At 63.7% G+C, this 20223-nt stretch carries 13 protein-coding genes; 8 read left to right on the top strand and 5 right to left on the bottom strand.

What is annotated here, in order from left to right:
- Nucleotides 1–89 precede the first annotated feature (89 nt).
- The gene (locus ABFB52_RS19580) at nucleotides 90–1772 is read left to right on the top strand and encodes a methyl-accepting chemotaxis protein (protein WP_064380901.1); all 1683 of its coding nucleotides are present in this window, start codon (nucleotides 90–92) and stop codon (nucleotides 1770–1772) included.
- Between the two features lie 210 nt (nucleotides 1773–1982).
- Here ABFB52_RS19580 and ABFB52_RS19575 read toward each other — a convergent pair whose 3' ends face one another.
- Complete coding sequence (locus ABFB52_RS19575; protein ID WP_129974361.1) at nucleotides 1983–2918, bottom strand: LysR family transcriptional regulator; 936 nt, start codon at nucleotides 2916–2918, stop codon at nucleotides 1983–1985.
- A 111-nt stretch (nucleotides 2919–3029) separates the two neighbouring features.
- On the opposite strand from ABFB52_RS19575, the gene ABFB52_RS19570 reads away from it, so the two are divergent.
- The 3 genes from ABFB52_RS19570 (at nucleotide 3030) to ABFB52_RS19560 (ending at nucleotide 4529) form a co-directional block, all read left to right on the top strand.
- Complete coding sequence (locus tag ABFB52_RS19570) at nucleotides 3030–3518, top strand: DMT family transporter (RefSeq protein ID WP_039770247.1); 489 nt, start codon at nucleotides 3030–3032, stop codon at nucleotides 3516–3518.
- Between the two features lie 3 nt (nucleotides 3519–3521).
- Nucleotides 3522–3977 carry a DMT family transporter gene (locus ABFB52_RS19565; protein ID WP_085686889.1) on the top strand — a complete coding sequence of 152 codons (456 nt, stop codon included), beginning with the start codon at nucleotides 3522–3524 and terminating at the stop codon, nucleotides 3975–3977.
- A gap of 384 nt (nucleotides 3978–4361) precedes the next feature.
- Nucleotides 4362–4529 carry a metallothionein gene (locus ABFB52_RS19560; RefSeq protein ID WP_074689145.1) on the top strand — a complete coding sequence of 56 codons (168 nt, stop codon included), beginning with the start codon at nucleotides 4362–4364 and terminating at the stop codon, nucleotides 4527–4529.
- A 24-nt stretch (nucleotides 4530–4553) separates the two neighbouring features.
- Here ABFB52_RS19560 and ABFB52_RS19555 read toward each other — a convergent pair whose 3' ends face one another.
- Both ABFB52_RS19555 and ABFB52_RS19550 read right to left on the bottom strand, forming a co-directional pair.
- Nucleotides 4554–4826: a hypothetical protein gene (locus ABFB52_RS19555; RefSeq protein ID WP_085745874.1), complete on the bottom strand. Its 273-nt coding sequence runs from the start codon at nucleotides 4824–4826 to the stop codon at nucleotides 4554–4556.
- A 38-nt stretch (nucleotides 4827–4864) separates the two neighbouring features.
- Nucleotides 4865–5092 carry a DUF6555 family protein gene (locus ABFB52_RS19550; protein ID WP_011335095.1) on the bottom strand — a complete coding sequence of 76 codons (228 nt, stop codon included), beginning with the start codon at nucleotides 5090–5092 and terminating at the stop codon, nucleotides 4865–4867.
- Nucleotides 5093–5229: 137 nt separating this feature from the next.
- Between ABFB52_RS19550 and ABFB52_RS19545 the strand changes: the two genes are divergently transcribed.
- The 3 genes from ABFB52_RS19545 (at nucleotide 5230) to ABFB52_RS19535 (ending at nucleotide 7269) form a co-directional block, all read left to right on the top strand.
- The gene (locus ABFB52_RS19545) at nucleotides 5230–6018 is read left to right on the top strand and encodes a helix-turn-helix transcriptional regulator (protein WP_085745875.1); all 789 of its coding nucleotides are present in this window, start codon (nucleotides 5230–5232) and stop codon (nucleotides 6016–6018) included.
- 89 nt (nucleotides 6019–6107) lie between these two features.
- Nucleotides 6108–6281 (top strand): DUF1427 family protein, encoded by a 174-nt coding sequence (locus ABFB52_RS19540; protein ID WP_007958996.1) that lies wholly within the window; start codon nucleotides 6108–6110, stop codon nucleotides 6279–6281.
- Between the two features lie 31 nt (nucleotides 6282–6312).
- Nucleotides 6313–7269, top strand: a complete 957-nt coding sequence (locus tag ABFB52_RS19535) for a zinc-binding alcohol dehydrogenase family protein (protein WP_129974359.1) — start codon at nucleotides 6313–6315, stop codon at nucleotides 7267–7269.
- A 139-nt stretch (nucleotides 7270–7408) separates the two neighbouring features.
- On the opposite strand, the gene ABFB52_RS19530 is transcribed toward ABFB52_RS19535, so the two are convergent.
- On the bottom strand, nucleotides 7409–7786 hold the full coding sequence (locus ABFB52_RS19530) for a DUF6124 family protein (RefSeq protein ID WP_129974358.1): 378 nt from the start codon (nucleotides 7784–7786) through the stop codon (nucleotides 7409–7411).
- A gap of 487 nt (nucleotides 7787–8273) precedes the next feature.
- Complete coding sequence (locus ABFB52_RS19525) at nucleotides 8274–9233, bottom strand: nucleoside-specific channel-forming protein Tsx (protein ID WP_085745877.1); 960 nt, start codon at nucleotides 9231–9233, stop codon at nucleotides 8274–8276.
- Nucleotides 9234–9643: 410 nt separating this feature from the next.
- Here ABFB52_RS19525 and ABFB52_RS19520 point away from each other — a divergent pair, with 410 nt between their 5' ends.
- Nucleotides 9644–20167, top strand: coding sequence for an autotransporter-associated beta strand repeat-containing protein (locus ABFB52_RS19520; protein ID WP_346836093.1), 10524 nt, complete (start codon nucleotides 9644–9646; stop codon nucleotides 20165–20167).
- Nucleotides 20168–20223: the final 56 nt, after the last annotated feature.

The raw sequence follows: 20223 nt of genomic DNA, 5'->3' as shown, positions 1-20223 counted from the left end.
GTGTCGTTCTCAAGCTGCAGCTCAACTTTTGGTTACGCGTGCCGTTAAAGCCTTTAACCACGCCAATAAAACCAAAAGAGTGAGCCCCCATGCGCCTGAGTCTCAAGGCTAAAGTCCTGTCCCTTGCCGTCCTTCCGGTGCTGCTCTTTGCGCTGGTGATCAGCCTGACCACGCTGTTCATCCTTCAGGAACAGGCGCGCAATGAAGTCCAGCAGACCCGCGAACGCCTGCTCGGCGACGCCAAAGCCACGCTGGCCAGTTACGTCGCCGTGGCCATGACCACCATCAAACCGTTGTACGACGCCGCCGCTCCCGGTGACGCCGAGGCGCGGGCGCAGGTGATCAAGCTGCTGTCGAGCATCAAGTACGGCAAGGACGGCTACTTCTTCGGCTACGACTCCGAGACCGTGCGCCTGTTCAAGGCCAACGACCCCGAAGGCGTGGGCAAAAGCTTCAAGGACAACCGCGACCCGAATGGCGTTTACGTCAACCGCGATCTGGTGAAAGTGGCGAAGGACGGCACCCATTACCTGCAATACAGCTCGCCGCTGCCGGGCAACGCGCAAGTGCTGGTGCCGAAACTCGGTTACACCGAATACCTGGCGAAGTGGGACATGGCGGTCGGTACGTCGGTCAACCTCGATGGCATCGAAGCGCAAGTAGCGGTGGTCGAGGCCAAGGTGCAGGAGCGCATGCAGGGCGTGGTGCTGAGCATCGTCGGTGTGGCGGTGGTGGTGCTGCTGGTGATCGCGGCAGCGGGGATGTTGCTGGCCAACACCATCCTGCGACCGCTGACCCTGATGAAAGCCAACCTCGATGACATCGCGGCGGGCGAGGGTGATCTGACCCGGCGCTTGACCATCACCAGCCAGGACGAACTCGGCGAACTGGCCGGCTCGTTTAACCGTTTCGTCGACAAGATCCACGGCCTGGTGCGGCAGATCACCGAAATGACGTCGCAACTGACCGGTTTGGTGACGCAGGTATCGGATCAGGCTCAGCGCTCCGATCAGGCCATGGAGCGTCAGCGCCACGAAACCGATCAGGTCGCCACGGCGATCAATGAAATGTCCGCCGCCGCCCAGGAAGTCGCCAAGAGCGCACAGAACGCCGCCGTCGCCGCGCAGCAGACCGACGAAGAGGGCCAGACCGCCAAGCGTGTGGTGGCCGGCAGCATCAAGCAGATTCATGCGCTGGTGGACGACATCCGCAGCAGCGGCGTGTCCCTCGACAGCCTGCAGCAGGACGTGTCGTCGATTGTCGGCGTGCTCGGGGTGATTCGCTCGATTGCCGAACAGACCAACCTGCTGGCACTCAACGCCGCCATCGAAGCCGCCCGGGCCGGCGAGGCCGGGCGCGGGTTTGCGGTGGTAGCGGATGAAGTGCGGGCGCTGGCTTCGCGCACGCAGATCAGTACGCAGGAAATTCAGGGGATGATCGACCGCTTGCAGGCGGGGACGCAGTCGGCGGTTGAAGCGATGCGCCGTTCCAGCGAGGCGGGTGACGGCACGTCGGCGCAGGCCAATCAGGCGGGGGCTTCGCTGGATGCGATGGCGGATCTGATTGCGACCATCAACTCGATGAACGCGCAGATTGCCAGTGCCGCTGAAGAGCAGACGGCGGTGGCGGAAGAGATCAACCGCAGCGTGCACCAGATTGCGGTGGCGGTGGATAACGTGGCGGATGAGACCCAGTTGGGGGCGCAGACTTCGCGGAGTCTCGCGGAGTTGGGGCAGCGGCTTGGGAAGTTGGTGGGGCAGTTCCGGATCTGACCCCCAAAGGCCCCCTCACCCTAACCCTCTCCCGGAGGGAGAGGGGACTGACCGCAGTGTCTTGCGTCATACATCGACCTGAAAAATCGTGTCGATTATGGATTCACAGCCGATCGCTCATGTCGGCGTATCTCTCGAATATCCCCCGTTCGGTTCCCTCTCCCTCCGGGAGAGGGCTAGGGTGAGGGCCGGCTTTTGACTTTGGCGAGCTCAGGGCCTGTCCCAGTAGGGGACTTCGCCAAAGCACTCGATAAAAAAGTCGATGACCGTCCGCACCTTCACCGACAACCGCCGGCTCCCCGGCCACAGCACCGAAATCTGCTGCGGCTCGACACTGTTCGACACCTGATAATCCCCCAACACCGGCACCAGCGTGCCCTCGCGCACCGCCTCGCCGATCAGCCATGACGGAAACATCACCAGCCCCAGCCCTTGCACAGCGGCCTGGGTCAACGTGTCCGCATGGTTGCCGGTAATCGGGCCCTTGACTGCATAGGGTGTCCACTCGCCCTGACCCTGACGGAAGAACCAGCGCTGCTGACCGGTCGCGCCCTTGTAGGCCAGGCACTGGTGGCGGGCGAGGTCTTCGGGATGCCGGGGCGTGCCGAAACGCTTGAGATACGCGGGACTGGCCGCGACCTGAAACCGGTGCGGCGCGAGGATCCGCGCCTGCATGCTTGAGTCGTGCAGCGGGCCGATGCGAAACAGCAGATCGGCGCCTTCCTGCAGCGGATCGATGTAGTGGTCGGTCTGCTGGATATCCAGTTGCAGCTTCGGATAGCGCTCGCACAAACCGCCGAGCCATGGCGTCAGGTGGCGCTGGCCGAACACCACCGGGGCGTTTATCCGCACCAGGCCGGTCGGCTCGCTTTGCTGTTCCTGCAACGCCTGTTCGGCCTCTTCCAGTTGTACCAGCACCAGCCGGGCGTGGTGGCCGAGCATGCGCCCGGCCTCGGTCGGCGTGACCGCGCGGGTGTGGCGGTAGAGCAGTTGCTGGTTCAGCGCCTGCTCCATCAACTGGATCTGCCGGGAAATCGAGGAGGGCGCCACGCCCTCGCGGCGGGCGACTTCGGAAAAACTGCCGTGGTCGAGCACCGCCACAAACAGCCTTAAAGCCTTGAATCCCAGTTCGTTGAGCCCGTGCATCGTCTGTCCTGCTGTGCGAGTTGCGCAAAAGTGTTGTCCGGATGCTCCCATTTATCGCACAGCTGCGCCAGCCGATAATCCGCGCCATCGTTTCCTTCAGAGGTTTTTCAGATGCAGTCGTTTGATGAAGTGAGTGCCGCGCCGGCGCCGGTAGCGCGGCCTGGTTTGCGTTTGTTGCTGTTGCCGCTGGTGATTCTGGCTGGCATGGGTTTGTCGGTGGAGGCGGGGTTGCTGGGGCCGTTGGGTGAGCAGGTCGGGCATTTGTGGGCGACCTTGAGCATCTTCGGGGTGGGCTCGGCGATTCTGTTTTTGTTGTTGCTGTTTGCGGGGCCGCAGAAGGGGCCGGCGCTGACCGATCTGCCGCGCTGGCAGTTGATCGGCGGTTTTCTGGGGCCGATGTATGTGGTGGTGTTGACGCTGGCGACGCCGCATATCGGGATTGCGATGACGATGATTGCGATTTTGTCGGGGCAGGTTGGCAAGAGTGTGTTGATTGACCATTTCGGTTGGTTTGGGGCTACGCGCAAGAAGGTCAATGCTGAGCGGTGGCTGGCGTTGGGGTTGATTGTCGCGGCTTTGGTTTTGATTGCGCGGGGGTGAGTGATGAGTCTGGTTATTTTGTTGGCGGTGGTGGTGTTGGCCGGTGCGGTGTTGAGTGTGCAGGCGGCGATCAATGGGCGGTTGGGGGAGACCGTTGGGGTGTTGCGCAGCAGTTTGTTGACGTTTGTCGTCGGCGCTGTTTCTACGGGGTTGTTGATTTTGTTTTTTGAGCCTGCTCAGGCGGTGAGTTTGCTGGAGGTGCCGAAGTGGCAGTTGAGCGGGGCGCTGTTTGGGGTGGTTTATATGATGGTGATGGTGGGGGCGGTGCCTCGGGTGGGGACGGCTGTGGCGACGGTGGCGGTGATTGTCGGGCAGTTGGGGATGGGGATGTTGATTGATAATTTTGGGTGGTTGGGGAATCCGGCGATTGAGCTGTCTTCTAGTCGAGTTTTGGCGATGGTTTGTCTCGGGTTGGCGCTGGTTTTCATGTATCGCAGTAGCGTGCGGCAGGCTGATTGATTGAGTGAATATCCGTTTCTTCGGGGGTGGCTGCTTATGGTTCCGCCCTTACGGCGGGTCACTTTTTCCAAACGCCGAAAAAGTAACCAAAAAGGCTTTACCCTGACGTACGGCCCTCGCTGTGGCTCGGGTTCCTTCGCTCCGGGATTGATCCGGGGGCATCGCCTACGGTTTGCTTCGCTGCACCTCCTCTCGATGCATGCGGCTGCGCCGCACGGTCGCTGCGCTCCCACCCCCGGATCAATCCCTCCACTCAGCCTGCCGACGGGCGTTGCGATCAAAAGCGGTACTTGAGCTAACGCTCATCGTGGTCAGCACCTTCTACACTGGTAGCACGGCTTGTTCTTTCGGCCTCAGACAACCACCACCGAAGGAGTCTGTTCCATGGCAGATAGAAAATGCGATTGTCCGGGATGTCGTTGTACGATCAAGGAGGGTGAGCATTCTTATGTGGCGCACGGGAAGCATTATTGCTGTGAGGCCTGTGCGCATCATCACAAGAGTGGTGAGGAGTGTTCGGGCAAGGGGTGTCAGTGTGCGCATCCCAAGTAATCCTAGGTATTGAAAAAGTGGAGCCTAGTCGGGCTCCACTTCCAGTTTCAGGCTGTCGTCGTCCAGGCGTTCGGTGTGGCGGACGTTGCCTTGCAGGCGGCGGCCTTCGACGTTGACGACGATGGTTTTGGCCTTTTCGAGGTCTTCCGGCAAGGGGGCCGGGACGCGCAGGGCGAAGCGGTAGGGGTCGTTTTCGACGGGTTCCAGGCCAACCGGGCAGTCGACGCTTTTGGTGATGCGGCCAAAGAGGGTGTCCAGGCCGTAGTCCAGGTGCGCCGGGCTGTTGATGGTTGTCATGTGTAATCCCCCGAAATAGTCCCCGCCTGCGCGCAAGCTTAGCTTGCCGGTCGCCATGTGACGTTTTCCACGCCGAATTTTTCTGCCATCGGCTTGCTGGTCTTCTGCACTTTCTCCCGGCCGAAACGCGGGATGCGGCCGACCCCTGCGTCGCAGCTTGCCCAGTGCCACGCCTCGGTGTTGTCCATTTTGTCCGAGCGGATAATGAACGACTTTGGCGCGCCGTGAAGGGTGTAATCGATGACGTACAGTTTTGCGTTGTTCATAAAGCCCATCTTCCTCCCTGTGGTAATAGAAGGATCGCTGGGCTCCGGGAAAATTCACTCGGATTGTCCGACGGTATCTATCAATGGCAAGGGACGAGGCGCACTGGTTACCATGGCGCTCTCACCAACCCCGATGAATGCTCGCCATGGCCCTCGCTGCGCCCCCTGATTTGAGTGATACCGATGTGCCGGTGCAGCCGCTGGCGCGCACCTATCCGCGTGGGTTGTTTATCGAGCCGCACGAGCATGTGTGGGGGCAGTTGCTGTATGCGATGAGCGGGGTGATGTGGGTCGAGACCCCGCACGAGGCGCTGGTGGTGCCGCCGCAGCGGGCGGTGTGGTTGCCGCCGGGGGTGCCACACGGGATTCGGGTGGTGTCGGATTTGCAGATGCGCAATATCTACTTGCGCCCGGCGCTGGCGGCGACGCTGGATGAGACGGTGCAGGTGATCGAGGTCGGCGGGCTGCTGCGTGAGTTGATCGTCGGGCTGGTGGCGCAGGGCGACAGCGGCGATGCCGAGTACTACGAGGCACTGGTCGGGCTGGCGCTGCTGGAGCTGAAACGCGCAAGGCGTTCACAGCTGAAGATCCCGCTGCCTGACGATGCCGACCGGCGGTTGATGAGTCTGTGTCAGGCGGTGATGGCCGCGCCGTCGCTGGACATTCCTTTCGAGCAGCACGCGGAAAACGCCGGGGCCAGCGTGCGCACCCTGGCGCGGTTGTTCAAGGAAGGGTTGGGCATGGGCTTCGCCGAGTGGCGGCGGCAGGTGCAGTTGGCGACGGCGGTGGCGGAGTTGATCCAAGGTGTGCCGGTCAGCGCGATTGCCCGTGAGCTGGGTTACTCGCCGAGCAGTTTCAGCGACATGTTCCGCCGGGAACTGGGTGTCGCCCCTTCGCAATTCGATAGCGGGCCGCTTGCCGGCTGATTTGGCCGAAATTCAGAAGTCCTTGGCCGATGCCGGTCGCGACCTTTCCCTAGACTTTGCCCATTCCCTTTGTGTGGCGGAGTGATCCCATGAATTACCTGATTTCACTGGGCGTCGGTCTGGGTGTCGGCCTGCTGTATGGCGCGCTGGATGTCCGTTCTCCGGCGCCGCCGACCATTGCGCTGGTGGGCCTGCTGGGCATGCTGGCGGGCGAGCAGTTGTGGCCGATGGGCCGGCAACTGGTCAGTGGCTGGCTGTCCTGAATCCTGTCTTTTTCCTTCGGTGGAGATTTCCATGAAAGCATTGCAATTCGATAAAACCGGCGACCTGTCGTCCCTGCGCTTCGTCGAGGTGCCGACGCCGGTGCCGGACGCTGACGAGGTGCTGGTGCAGATCAGGGCTGCCGGCCTCAATCCCAGCGACGTCAAGAACGTGCTCGGGCGTTTCCCGTACACCACGCTGCCGCGTATTCCCGGTCGGGACTTTGCCGGTGTGGTGGTCGAAGGGCCGCAGGCGTTGATCGGTCAGGAGGTCTGGGGCACCGGGCGTGAGCTGGGTTTCTTCGCCGATGGCTCCCATGCGCAGTTCGTCAAACTGCCGGCCAGTGGCGTGGCGCATAAACCTTCGCACCTGAGTTTCACCCAGGCCGCCAGCCTCGGTGTGCCTTACACCACGGCGTGGGATGCGCTGGAGCGCAGTCTGGTCAGCGCCGAAACCCGTTTGCTGGTGATTGGCGGCGGGGCGGTGGCGACGGCAGCACTGGCGCTGGCCAGGGTGCGCGGCGCGCAGTTGCTGGCGGCGGCGCGGCGGCCGGAGCAGGTCAAGGACTTGCAGGCGCAGGGTTATCAGACGATTCAGCTGGATAAACCCGAGGATCTGGGTGCGCAGGTCAACGCGGTGTATCGCGGCGGCGCCGACGTGATTTTCGACACCACCGGATTCTGGCTGCCGGCCTCGGTGGCAGCATTGGCGACTTTCGGGCGGATCGCGATCATCGCTGCGCCAGTCGATGGGCATGTGCAGTTGCCGGCACTGGCCCTGTATCGCAAGGGCGGTTCGGTGGTCGGCATCAACTCGTTGCTGTATGGCGTTGAAGCCTGTGCGGCGATGCTCGAGCAGTTCGGCCGGTTCTTCGACGAAGACCTGCTGCCACTGCCGCAAGGGCTGGTGGAAGCGCCGCTGGCCGAAGGGCTGGCGCGCTATGCCGATGTGAATCAGGGCAGTGGCGACAAGGTCATCCTGATTCCCTGAGCGACACCGATGCATTAGATCGTTCCCACGCTCTGCGTGGGAATGCCTCAATGGACGCTCTGCGTCCGCTCTTTGGGACGCGGAGCGTCCCGGGCTGCATTCCCACGCAGAGCGTGGGAACGATCAGTCGATCAATCGATCAGGCTGCAGCGGACACCTCAGTCTTCACTTCCAGATTATCCAGCACCCGATTCATCGCCAGCTCACCCAGCATGATCAGTTGCGCAATCCCCGACAGCACATGCCGCTGCGGGCCATCCACCAGCCCGGCGAAGTCATTGGCCATCACCTTGGCCGAGGTCAGAGTTTCGCAGGCGTCGGCCAGCAGTTCTTCGTTGTCGATGCCGGGGGCGATGAGGTAGCGGGTGTTGTGTTTGAGCAGGGGTTTTCGGGGGAGCAGTGGATTGAGATAGTGATCGAGGGCGCGTTCGGCGGCTTCGTGGAATTTCTTGGAGTCGAGGGTTTCGTAGGGCGAGGTGGGGTCGGTTTCGGGTGGATTGGGTGTGGGTTTGATCATGGTGAAGCTCCTATAAGAGTGGAGCCGCCCGGAGCTGTCGCTAAACAGGAAGGTGGCGGCTGTACGCAGGTTAGCGAACCGGTTATAGGCACCCGGCAGACCCGAGGGTCTCCCGCATACAGCCACCATAGCGGAGTTGCAGACGTTGAGCCTGCGACAAAGCATGGAGCGCTGATGCACCTATTTATGATTCGAGTCGCTAAACCCGATCGCTGTTTTTCAGCGACCGCCAAACAATAGAACCCGCCCCCAAGGCGCACAAGCCGGCGGATTCTGGCGGATGCGTAGGCAAAGGCGCAAGGTCGCGTGGCTTTGCGGACATAATCTTCAACACTCTTCAACACTGCGTTGATTTGTGCCCGAAACGACAAAACCCGCCGTCCCGATCAAACGGGGCGGCGGGTTTGTATACCTGATGCGCTGTATTGTTCTGTAGGCGTCAACGCGAGCAGTCTCGCCAGTATGTTCAGCCTTGAAAGGGGCGGGATCAGAACTGATACCCGACCCCCGCGTAATACCCCCAGCCATTGGAACGCGCCCGGAAGTTGCCGTCGCCGAAGTTCAGCTCGCTGCCGTCCTCCCAGTTGCCGCCGTTGTGGAAGTAACGGCCGACCAAAGTGAAGCGCAAGTGGGTGAACGAGTACAGCAAGACGTTGGTCGCCACCGTGGCATTGGCGGTGCGCGCCGGGTTGTCCTTGTGGATGTCCGAGCCGAAATCGAAGTTGGTGAAGCCGATGTAGGTCAGCGAAGCGCCGTTGCTGAATTTGTCGATCGGCACGATGTACTTGAGCTGCGCGCGGTAGCCGTCCCACGAATATTCGTTGCTGGCCCCGTAGTTTTCCCACTGGTAGCGCCCGTACAGGTTGGCCGACAGATTGACCCGTGAATGGGTGTCGATGTCGGTGCCGAAGCCGCTGTACAGCGTGTTGGCGCGGTTCTCTTTGCGGCTGCCGTGGTCGTAGATCCAGTCGAACGCCACGTACCATTCCTTGAACGGCCCGATGGCCAGGCTGCGGCCGGCGAGGTAGTCGATGGAGATGCGCGGCTCGTGCTCCATGAACACCGGCGAGCCGTGATCCCACACGCCTTTGTCGTGGCTGTTGCCGATGTTGAAGATCTTCGGAATGTCGATGTAGCCGTACAGTTCGAACGGCCCCTTGCGCCCGAAGTACTCGTATTCCAGGTAGATGTCGTCGGCCGGTTGCGGGCCGAAGCTGATGTCCTTGCTGCCGATCAGCATCAGGTCCTGGTTGTACCAGTCCGACAGGTACGCGCCTTTTTTCGGCGGGCTGGCTTCGGGGCTGAGGGCTTCGCCCTGGGCGGATTCATCGGGCAGGGCGGTTTGCGCCATCGCGGAGTGACTGAGAACTCCGGTAACGCCGGCCAGTAGCAGGGAAACAGCAAAGGTGCGCACACCGCGACGACGGTGGCAGGAGAAAACGTGCATTCAAAGTCCTTTTTGCGGATCAAGGCCCGGAACCATGGGGCCTGTACGGTTTTGTAACGAAAAGGCAGTCAACAGCGACTCGCAAACGTTTGCACAAGCCGTACCAGTTTCTCAAGTGGCTGAAAAATCGATTGATTCGCGGGTTTACCTGGCGGCTAGGTCAACTCCCCTCAAAAGCGTCTGAAATAGCCCTCAAGTCCTTGCTCAGAACGGCGGGAAGTATCGACGCGGGGCCTTATCGCACAAAAGTATTAACACTATTTAACCGGTGCCCCATCGCAGGGCATCAACTAGCGTGTGTCTGGAATGGGACGGTTTATCTGATGACCGTCATACGCTTGATACGCGTGTTGGATCTTGCCGCAGTTGCACGCCTTCAAGGACGAAATCGGCCACGAAAGGAGTAACCCGTGGAAGCAAGGTTTGGTGTCGCCCTCGTTTCGCGTTTTTCCCCACTGTCCCTTGCTGTGCAACTGAGCGTCGCCGGACTCTTGTTCGGTGGTGTCAGCGAGCAGGCGTTCGCCACCTGCTCGGCGGCGGGCTCCACGATTACCTGTTCGGGCGTGCCGACCCTGCCGCTGTTTCTCAATGACTACAGCAGTGCCACCAGCGGCCTGACGGTCAACGTCAACTCGGGCGCGCAGATGAATGCGACGCTGGGCGGCAAGGTCATCAACCTGACTGGGGCCAATATCACCCTGAACAACTCCGGCACCGTCGACCCGGCCTTGCTGGGCCTGGTGTCGATCCTCAGTGGCGGTGCATTCATCGGCACCGGCGCGACCAGCACGGTCAGCGTGGTCAACAATGCCAGCGGGATCATGCGTGGCACGGGGATGTTGCTCGGCCTCAACCTGACCAGCATTGACGGCCTGGCTATCGGCGTGAACAACGCGGCGGCGGGTACCACGACCATTACCAACAACGGCACCATTACATCCACAGGGCTGTCGGTCGGCGGCATCACCCTGGCCGATACCCCGGTGGTCGGGGTGTATGGCGGCTCGCAAGTCAACATGACCAACAGTGCCAGCGGCACGATCAACGGCCGGATTGCGTTCGAGACGTCGGCAGCAGGCAACACCTTCACCAACGCCGGTAACATCACCGGCGGTGTGTCGATGGGCGCGGGCAGCACCAACACCTTCTACGCGATCACCGGTTCCAGCGTTAACGTCGGTGACGGTGTGCAAGTGTCCGTCGGCCTCGGTGGCCTGGTCGGCATCAACCTGACCTTCGCCCCGACCGGCACCATCGATGGCGGCGCGGGGGGCACCAACACGCTGATCCTGCAAAACCCGATCGGCGTCGGTGGTGGCGTCACCGGGACCGGCACCGCGTCCAGCGCGACCTACGTCAACTTCAACAACCTGACCCTCAACAGCGGCACCTGGACCTTGCAGGGGCCGTTGGTCAGCGGGGCGACCACACTCAATGGCGGTGTCGCGCAGTTCAACGACAACGCCGCGTTCGGCAGCGGTGTGCTGACGTCCAACGGCGGGATCCTCCAGGCCAGCAACGCGGGACTGTCGCTGGCCAACCAGATCAATCTGGGCGCGAGCGGCCTGACCCTGCAGGGCATCAACGGCACGACCCTCAACGGCGTGATTTCCGGTACTGGCGGCCTGACCAAGATCGGCAGCGGTCAGCTCAACCTCAACGGCATCAACACTTACACCGGCAACACTGTGCTCAACGGCGGCACAGTGCTAGTGGGTAATAACTCGGCATTCAGCACTGGCGGCATTACGGTCGGCGGCGCTTCGAGCATCTCGGCAACGACGCCGATTTCGCTGGCCAACGCGATCACGCTCAACAGCACCCTGACCGCAACCGGCACCGGAGCGCTGACCCTGGGCGGGGTGATCAGCGGTACCAGCAACCTGACCAAGACCGGCAGCGGCAGCCTGACCCTCAACGGCATCAACACCTACACCGGGAACACCAGCCTCAACGCCGGCACCTTGCGCGTCGGCAACAACAACGCCCTGGGCACCGGTGTCCTCAACACCAGCAACGGTACCAGTCTCGACAGCACCGGCAACGTGACGCTGGCCAACAACGTCGGTATCACCGGTACGTTGAACGTGCTCGGCAGCAATGCCCTGACCCTCGCCGGCGTCGTGTCCGGCACCGGGGCGATTACCAAAAGCGGCAGCGCCAGCCTGACCCTGACCGGCAACAACACCAACAGCGGCACCACCGTGCTCAATGGCGGCAGCTTGCTCGTCGGCAGCAACACCGCCCTCGGCACGGGCGCGTTGAACGCAGCGGCCGGCACTACGCTGGATGCGACCACCGCCGTGACCCTGGCCAACGCGGTGGCGCTGGCGGCGGATCTGACCATCGGCGGTACTCAGGCGCTGGGCTTGAGCGGGGTCATCAGCGGCGCCGGCAACCTGATCAAGAACGGCACCGCGAACCTGACCCTCAGCGGCAACAACACCTTCTCCGGCGGCACGGCACTGAATGCCGGGACACTGATCGTCGGCTCCAACACCGCGCTGGGCACCGGCGCGCTGACCACGGCGGCGGGCACCACCCTCGATGCCAGCACCACTGTGGCACTGAGCAACGCCGTCGCCCTCGGCGGCAACCTGAACATTGGCGGCAGCGCCAACCTGACCCTCGGCGGCGTGGTCAGCGGCAGCGGCGGGCTGACCAAGAACGGCGCGGCGAACCTGATTCTCAACGGCACCAACACGTTCCTCGGTGCTATTGCGTTGAACGCAGGCACCATTACGGCGGGCGCCAACGCTGCGCTCGGCAGTGGCAATATCACTGTCGGCGGCGCGGCGACTCTCGACAGCAATACCGCGGTGACGCTGAACAACAACGTCATTCTCAACAATAATCTGGCGATCGGCGGCAGCAATGCACTGACCCTCGGCGGCGTGATCAGCGGCGCCAGTCAATTGATCAAGAACGGCACGGCAAACCTGACCCTCAACGGCGCCAACACCTTCACCGGCGGCGCTGCACTCAACGCCGGCAGCCTGACCGTCGGCAACGGCGCGGCACTCGGCACCGGCACGCTGACCGTGGGCGGGTCGGGCGGCACGCTCAACAGCAGCGCCAACGTGACGCTGAACAACGCCATTGCCCTGAACGCCAACCTGACCGCCGGTGGCGCTAACCCGCTGACCCTCGGCGGCGTGATCAGCGGCGGCAGCAACCTGATCAAGACCGGTGCTTCGACCCTGACCCTGACCGGCAACAACACCTACACCGGCGCTACTTCGCTGAACGCCGGGACGTTGGTGGTTGGTTCCAACACCGCCCTCGGAACCGGCATTCTCAACGCCGCCAACGGCACCACACTGGATGCCAGCACAGCGGCGAGCCTGGCCAACAACGTCAACCTCGGCGGCAACGTGACCATCGGTGGCAGCAACGCGCTGACCCTCGCGGGCGTGGTCTCCGGTGTCGGCGGCCTGACCAAAAGCGGCCCGGCCGATCTGATCCTTAACGGCGCCAACACCTACTTCGGCAACACCGCGCTGAACGTCGGCAAGCTGATTGTCGGCAGCAATACCGCACTGGGCAGCGGTGTACTGAACGCAGCGGCCGGCACCACGCTGGACACCAACACCGCCGTCACTCTGGGCAATCAGGTCAACCTCGCCGGTGCGATGAACATCGATGGCAGCGCCGATCTGACCCTAACCGGAACCGTCGCTGGCGCCGGCAGCCTGGTGAAAAACGGTGCGGCTAACCTGAACCTCAACGGCACCAACACCTACGCCGGCGGCACCACGCTGAACGCCGGTACGCTGACGGTCGGCAATAGCTCGGCGCTCGGCACCGGCGCCTTGACCGTCGGCGGTGCGGCCACCCTCGACAGCAGTTCGCCGCTGGTCAGCCTGACTAACGCGGTCGTGTTGAATGCGGCCCTGAGCGTTGGCGGCACACAGAACCTGACCCTCGGCGGCGTGCTCAGTGGCACCGGCCAACTGGTCAAGAACGGCAGCGCCAACCTGACCGTAAACGGCACCAACACCTTCAGCGGCGGCACCACCCTCAACGCCGGCACCCTGACCCTCGGCGCGCCCGGCGCATTGGGCAGCGGCACGCTCACCGTCGGTGGCGCCGCGACGCTGGACAACAGCAGCGCTTTCACCCTCGGCAACAACATCACCCTCGATGCCGGGCTGACCCTGGCCGGCAACAACGGCCTGACTCTCAGCGGCGTGATCGACGGCGCCGGCAGCCTGACCAAGACCGGCCTGGACGACCTGACCCTCAGCGGCAACAACACCTTCACCGGTGCGCTGAACATTGCCGCCGGCAGCGTCACCACCGTGAGCAGCGGGGCGCTGGGCAACACCTCCGGCGCCAACGTCAGCGCCGGCGCCAGCCTCAATCTGGGCAGCAACGCCAGCCTCAACGGCCTGAGCGGCAGCGGCAGCGTGCAGATCGGCGGCGGCAACACATTGACCGTGGGCGGGGTCAGCAGCACCAGCACCTTCGACGGCGACCTCAGCGGCAACGGCGGCCTGACCAAGGTCGGCACCGGCACCCTGAACCTGACCGGGATCAACGGCATCGTCGGCAACACCGCCGTCAACGGCGGCACCCTGAACCTCAGCGGTTCGCTGGCCAGTGCCCAGGTCAACGTCAATACCGGCGCCACCCTCACTGGTAACGGTTCGGCGCTCGGCGCGATGACCATCAACAGCGGCGGTCACCTGGCCCTGTCGTCGGGTAATACACTCTCGGCCGGATCATTGACGCTCGCAGCCGGCAGCAATGTCGATGCGGCGCTGGGGACGCCATCGACCACGTCACTGATGAACGTCGGCGGCAACCTCACCCTCGACGGTAATCTCAACGTCACCGATGCCGGTGGTTTCGGCGTCGGTGTGTATCGTCTGTTCAACTACACCGGTGCCCTGACCAATCTGGGCCTGGACGTTGCCAGCGTGCCGGTCGGTTATGGGCTGGGCGATCTGGTGGTGCAGACCGGGGTCGCCAATCAGATCAACATTCAGGTTTCGGCGCCGAATTCGGACATTCGTTACTGGGACGGCAGCCAGACCATCGCCAACGGTACTGTCGATGGCGGCAGCGGTACCTGGAACGGCGCCGGCACCAACTGGACCGACGCCAATGGTCTGGTCAATCAGACCTGGGCCGGCGACTTCGCGGTGTTCCAGGGCACGGCCGGCACGGTATCGGTCAATGGCACGCAACTGTTCACCGGCATGCAGTTCCTCACCGATGGCTACAACGTGGTCAACGGCACCTCGGGACTGCTGACCGCCGTCAACGGTGCCGGCGGCACCACGGCGATGCGCGTTGATCCCGGCGTGACCGCCACGGTCGGCGTGAACATCAACGGCAGTGGCATTCTCAATAAACTCGACAGCGGCACCCTGGTGCTCAATGGCGCCAACAGCTACACCGGCGGCACGCAACTCGATGGCGGCAAAATCGTGGTCGGCAACAACACCGCGCTGGGCAGCGGTGCGTTGATCGCCAATGCCGGCACGCAACTGGACAGCAACACCGCCGTGACCCTGGCCAACGCAACCACGCTCAACGGCAACCTGACGATCCTTGGCAGCAACGCGCTGACCCTCAACGGTGTGATCAACGGTACCGGTGGGCTGATCAAGAATGGCGCGGCCAACCTGACCCTTGGCGGCAACAACGCCTTCCTCGGGCCGGTGGCACTGAACGCGGGCGGTCTGATTCTGGCGTCGAACAGCGCGCTGGGCTCGGCCACCCTGAACGCGGCGAACGGCACTACCCTGGATGCCAGCAGTGCTGTCACGGCGGGTAACGCGATCAACCTGGCGGGCAACCTCGGTATCGTCGGCAGCAACGATCTGACACTCAGCGGTGCGATCAACGGCGCCGGCAGCCTGACCAAGAACGGCGCGGCCAACCTGATCCTGAGCGGGGCCAACAACTTCCTCGGCGGCGTCACCCTCAACGCCGGCACCCTGACCGCCGGCAGCAACGGCGCTCTCGGTCTGGGCAACCTGACCGTGGCCGGCGCTTCAGCGCTGGACAGCAACACTTCGGTGTCGCTGGGCAACAACGTAGTGCTCAACGCTAACCTGACCAACACCGGCACCAGCGACGTAGCGCTCGGCGGCGTGGTCAGCGGCACCGGCGGTCTGATCAAGAACGGCGCCTCCAATCTGACCCTCAACGGCATCAACACCTATAGCGGCGGCACCACGCTGAACGCCGGCACCGTGACCCTCGGCACCTCGGCAGGCCTGGGCTCCGGCGCAGTGACCGTGGCGGGCGCTTCGACCCTCGACACCACGGCGCCGCTGGTGCTGGCCAACAACCTCAACGTCAATGCTAACCTGAGCGTGGCCGGCAACAACAACCTGACTCTCGGTGGCGTGATCGCCGGGGCGGGCACCCTGACCAAGAACGGTCTGGCCGACCTGACGCTGTCCGGCAACAACACCTTCAGCGGCACCTTCGACGTGCAATCCGGCAGCCTGACCACCCTGGGCAACTCGGCACTGGGCAGCAATGCCGGGGTCAATCTCGGCGCTGCGGCGACCCTCAATCTCGGCGGCTCCGGCAGCCTCGCCAGCCTGACCGGCAGCGGCACCGCACTGATCGGCGGCGGCAACACGCTGAGCATCGGCGGCAACAACGCCAGCAGCATTTTCGGCGGTGTGCTCACCGGCACCGGCGAACTGAGCAAACTCGGCACCGGCACGCTGACCCTGACCGGCCTCAACAGCCTGACCGGCAACACCACGGTCAACGCCGGCACCCTGAACGTCAGCGGCTCGCTGGACAGCGCCAGTGTGCTGGTCAACAGCGGCGGCACCCTGACCGGCGGCGGCTCGCTCGGTGGAGCCGTGACCGTGGCGGATGGCGGTCATCTGGCCGGCGCCACCGGCAGCACCCTGTCGGTGAATTCGCTGGTGTTCAACGCCAACTCCAACTTCGATGTCGGCCTCGGCACACCGGTGTCCGGTGGCGGTAACCCGCTGGTCAACGTCGGCGGCAACCTGACGCTCGACGGTACCCTCAACGTCAGCGACATCGGCGGCTTCGGCAGCGGCGTGTACCGGTTGATCAACTACACCGGCGGCCTGACCGACAACGGCATGCTGATCGGCACCGTGCCGGGCAGTGTCACCCCGGGCGATCTGACCCTGCAGACCGCGCTGGCCAACCAGATCAACCTGCTGGTCACCGCACCGGGCGTTACCGTGCAGTTCTGGGACGGCAATCAACTCGTTGCCAACGGTTCGGTGGATGGCGGCAGCGGCACCTGGGGCACCGGCACCACCAACTGGACCGACGTCAACGGCACCACCAATCAGGCCTGGACCAACAGCTTCGCGGTATTCCAGGGCACGGCGGGCACCGTCACGGTGAACGGCGCGCAAACCATCACCGGCATGCAGTTCGTCACCGATGGCTACAGCCTGCAGAACGGCACGGCCGGTTCGCTGAATCTGGTCAACGGGTCGCTGGGCAATGCCACCGTGCGGGTCGATCCGAACGTCACCGCCACCGTGGGCGTGGCGCTCAACGGCGCCGGCACACTGGGCAAATACGACACCGGCACCCTGGTGCTCAACGCCGCCAACGGCTACACCGGCGGCACCGCGCTCAATGGCGGCAAAATCGTGGTCGGCAACAACTCAGCCCTCGGCACCGGCGTGTTGACCGCCGCCAACGGCACGGCGCTGGACAGCAACGCAGCGGTCAGTCTGGCCAACGCCGTGGTGCTCAACGGCGGACTCACCGTCGCCGGCTCCAACGCATTGACCCTCGACGGTGTCGTCAGCGGCAGCGGCAGTCTGATCAAGACTGGCGCCTCAAGCCTGACTCTCAACGGTAGCAATACTTACAGCGGCGGTACTCAACTGTCCGGCGGCTCGCTGATCCTGGGCAACAACAGCGCGATCAGCAGCGGCGCTCTCAGCGTGCTGGGCAACGGCACCCTCGACAGTACCTCTGCGCTGCAACTGGCCAATGCCATCAACCTGGGTGCGGAATTGACCCTGGCCGGCAACCAGAACACCACGCTGATCGGTGCAATCACCGGCAGCGGCAGTCTGGTGAAAAACGGCAGTGGCGACCTCGTCCTTAGCGGTGCCAATACCTACAGCGGCGGTACGACGCTGAACGGCGGCAGCACCCGTGGCGACACCAGCAGCCTGCAAGGCGCCATCGCCAACAACGCGACGCTGACCTTCGAGCAGAACAGCGACGGCAGCTACACCGGCAACCTGACGGGCGTCGGCACACTCAACAAAACCGGTACCGGCGCCTTGCTGCTGACCGGCAACAACACCTTTACCGGCAACACCGCGGTGCAGGCCGGTTCGCTGAACGTCAACGGTGTGTTCAACAGTGCCAGCGTCAACGTTGCCAGTGGGGCGGCGATCGGCGGCAGCGGCGTGTTCGCAGGCGCCGTGCAACTGGCCAACGGTGCGACGCTGACGGGCGGCGGCGCTGCAACGCCGTTGTCGGTCGGTTCGCTGGCGTTGTCGTCGGGCACCAACCTGGACTTCACCCTCGGCTCGGCCGCCAGTTCCACCACAGTGGTCAACGTCGCCGGCAACCTGACCCTCGACGGCACGCTGAACATCAGCAATGCCGGCGGCTTCGGCACCGGGGTCTATCAACTGTTCAGCTACGGCGGCAGCCTGACCGACAACGGTCTGGTCTACGGCAGCCTGCCGGTGTCGGCGGCCAACCTGACCCTGCAGACCGCGCTGGCCAATCAGGTCAACCTGCTGGTGCAGAACACCCCGGGTGAAGTGCAGTTCTGGAACGGCGGCACCACCAACCCGGACGGCAGCATCGGTGGCGGCAGCGGCGTGTGGGGGCCGGGCACCAACTGGACCGATCCGAGCGGTACTCAGGCGTTGGCGTCGAACGGTCAGTTCGCCGTGTTCGGCGGGCAGAGCGGCACAGTCACGGTGCAAGGCAATCAGAACTTCACCGGGTTGCAGTTCCTCTCCAGCGGCTACAGCCTGGTTCCAGGCGCTGGCGGTACGCTGACACCGGTCAACGGCCCGGGTGGCAGCCTCGCTCCGGTGCGGGTGAATGCCGGTGGCAGCGCGGAAATTTCCGCACCGCTGGTGGGCAGTGGCGGTATCGAGAAACTGGATTCCGGCACTCTGGTCCTCAGCGGCGCCAACACCTACAGCGGCGGGACCACGGTCAGCGGCGGTACGCTGATCGGTAATACCACCAGCCTGCAGGGCAACATCCTCAACAACGCCTCGCTGGTGTTCCAGCAGAACGCCAACGGCCAGTTCAACGGACGCCTCAGCGGTGTCGGCGCCCTGGCCAAACGCGGTGCCGCGCGCTTGCTGCTGACCGGTGATCAACCCTTCAGCGGCACCGTGGCGGTGGATCAGGGCGTGCTGCAAGTCGGCAGCCGTGCGGCGCGGGCGTCCCTCGCCGGCCAGGTCACCGTGGCCAATGGCGCGGGCCTGAGCGGTAATGGTAGCGTCGGGTCGGTGGTCAACCATGGCGTGGTGGCTTCCGGTGGCGAGGACGGCACCTTGAGTGTCGCCGGCAACCTGACCAACGCCGCCGACGGTGTGCTGGCCCTGACTGTCAGCTCGCCGACCGCCACTCCGCTGGCCGTCGGTGGTACCGCGACTCTGAGCGGTGGTCTGCAGGTCAACAGCCTGGCACCGTTCACCGGCAATACCGTGTACTCGCTGATCACCGCCGGTGGCGGGGTGACCGGCACCTTCAGCGCCGCCGACCTGCCGCAATACGCGTTCCTCAATACTGCGCTGGTGTACGACGCTAACGCGGTGAACCTGGTGGTCAGCCGCAACGGCAACTCGTTCGTCGACGTTGCCGCCACCCGCAACCAGCGCAATACCGCTTCGGCGTTGATGCGCAACGGTGCGGCGGGCGCTGCGTTGCAGAACGAAATCATCAACCTCAGCGTGGCGGGCGCACGTAACGCCTTCGACAGCCTGTCGGGGGAAATCCATGCCAGTACCGCCAGCGCAGTTCTCGAGGATTCGCGCTACGTACGGGACGCGGTCAACGACCGTATGCGCCAGCCATCGTGCAGTGCACCGGATGATCCACGCCGCGCCCTGGCCCCGAGCGACAACCAGCTGAGCAGCAACGGCTGCCACGGCGAAATGGTCGGCTGGGCCCGCGCGCTCGGCGCCTGGGGCGAGTCGGACGGCGACAGCAACAGCGCGAAACTGGATCGCAACCTGAGCGGTTTCATGCTCGGCACCGACAAGCAGCTCGACGACCAATGGCGCGTCGGCATGGCCGCCGGCTACACCCGCAGCGATCTGGATGCCCATGATCGTCGTTCGAATGCCACGGTCGAGAGCTACCACCTGGCGGCGTACCTCAACTCGCAATTCGATGCCTTGGCGGTGCGCCTCGGTGCGGCGTACAGCTGGCATGACATCGAGACCAAACGCGACGTCAGCGTCGGCGCCTACAACGATCGGTTGAAGGCCAATTACGACGCCCGCAGCGCCCAAGTGTTCGGTGAAGTCGGCTATGCCATCGAAGCGGCCGGGATTGCCCTGGAGCCGTTCGCCGGCCTGGCGTACGTCAACTATGACAGCGACAAGGCCAAGGAGAAAGGCGGAGTGGGGCGCCTGCGCGCCGAGTCCGATCAGGACATCACCTTCTCGACCCTGGGCGTGCGCGCCGGCAAGGTCATCACCCTGGCCAACGGCGGGCAGTTCACCCCGCGCGCGGCTCTCGGCTGGCGGCATGCCTTCGGCGACACCAAACCTGACGCCGACCTGACCTTCATCGACGGCGGCGCCTCGTTCAACACCCAGGGCGTGCCGATTGCCAAGGACAGCGCGGTGGTCGAAGCAGGCGTGGACTTCCAGATCAGCCCGACCGGCAAACTCGGCATCGGTTATTCGGGGCAGCTGTCGAACGAGAGCAACGACCATGCGATGACCATCAGCTTCAGCCTTGGGTTCTGATTCAGGAGCGAAGCACTTCAGCCGCCCGTAAGGGCGGCTTTTTTTTGCCCGCCGAC

The sequence above is a fragment of the Pseudomonas sp. 9.2(2024) genome, from assembly GCF_039695385.1.
GTDB classification, from domain to species: domain Bacteria; phylum Pseudomonadota; class Gammaproteobacteria; order Pseudomonadales; family Pseudomonadaceae; genus Aquipseudomonas; species Aquipseudomonas paraglycinae.
The sequence above is the reverse complement of the archived record's forward strand: the minus strand, read 5'-3'. Positions and strand labels throughout refer to the sequence as shown.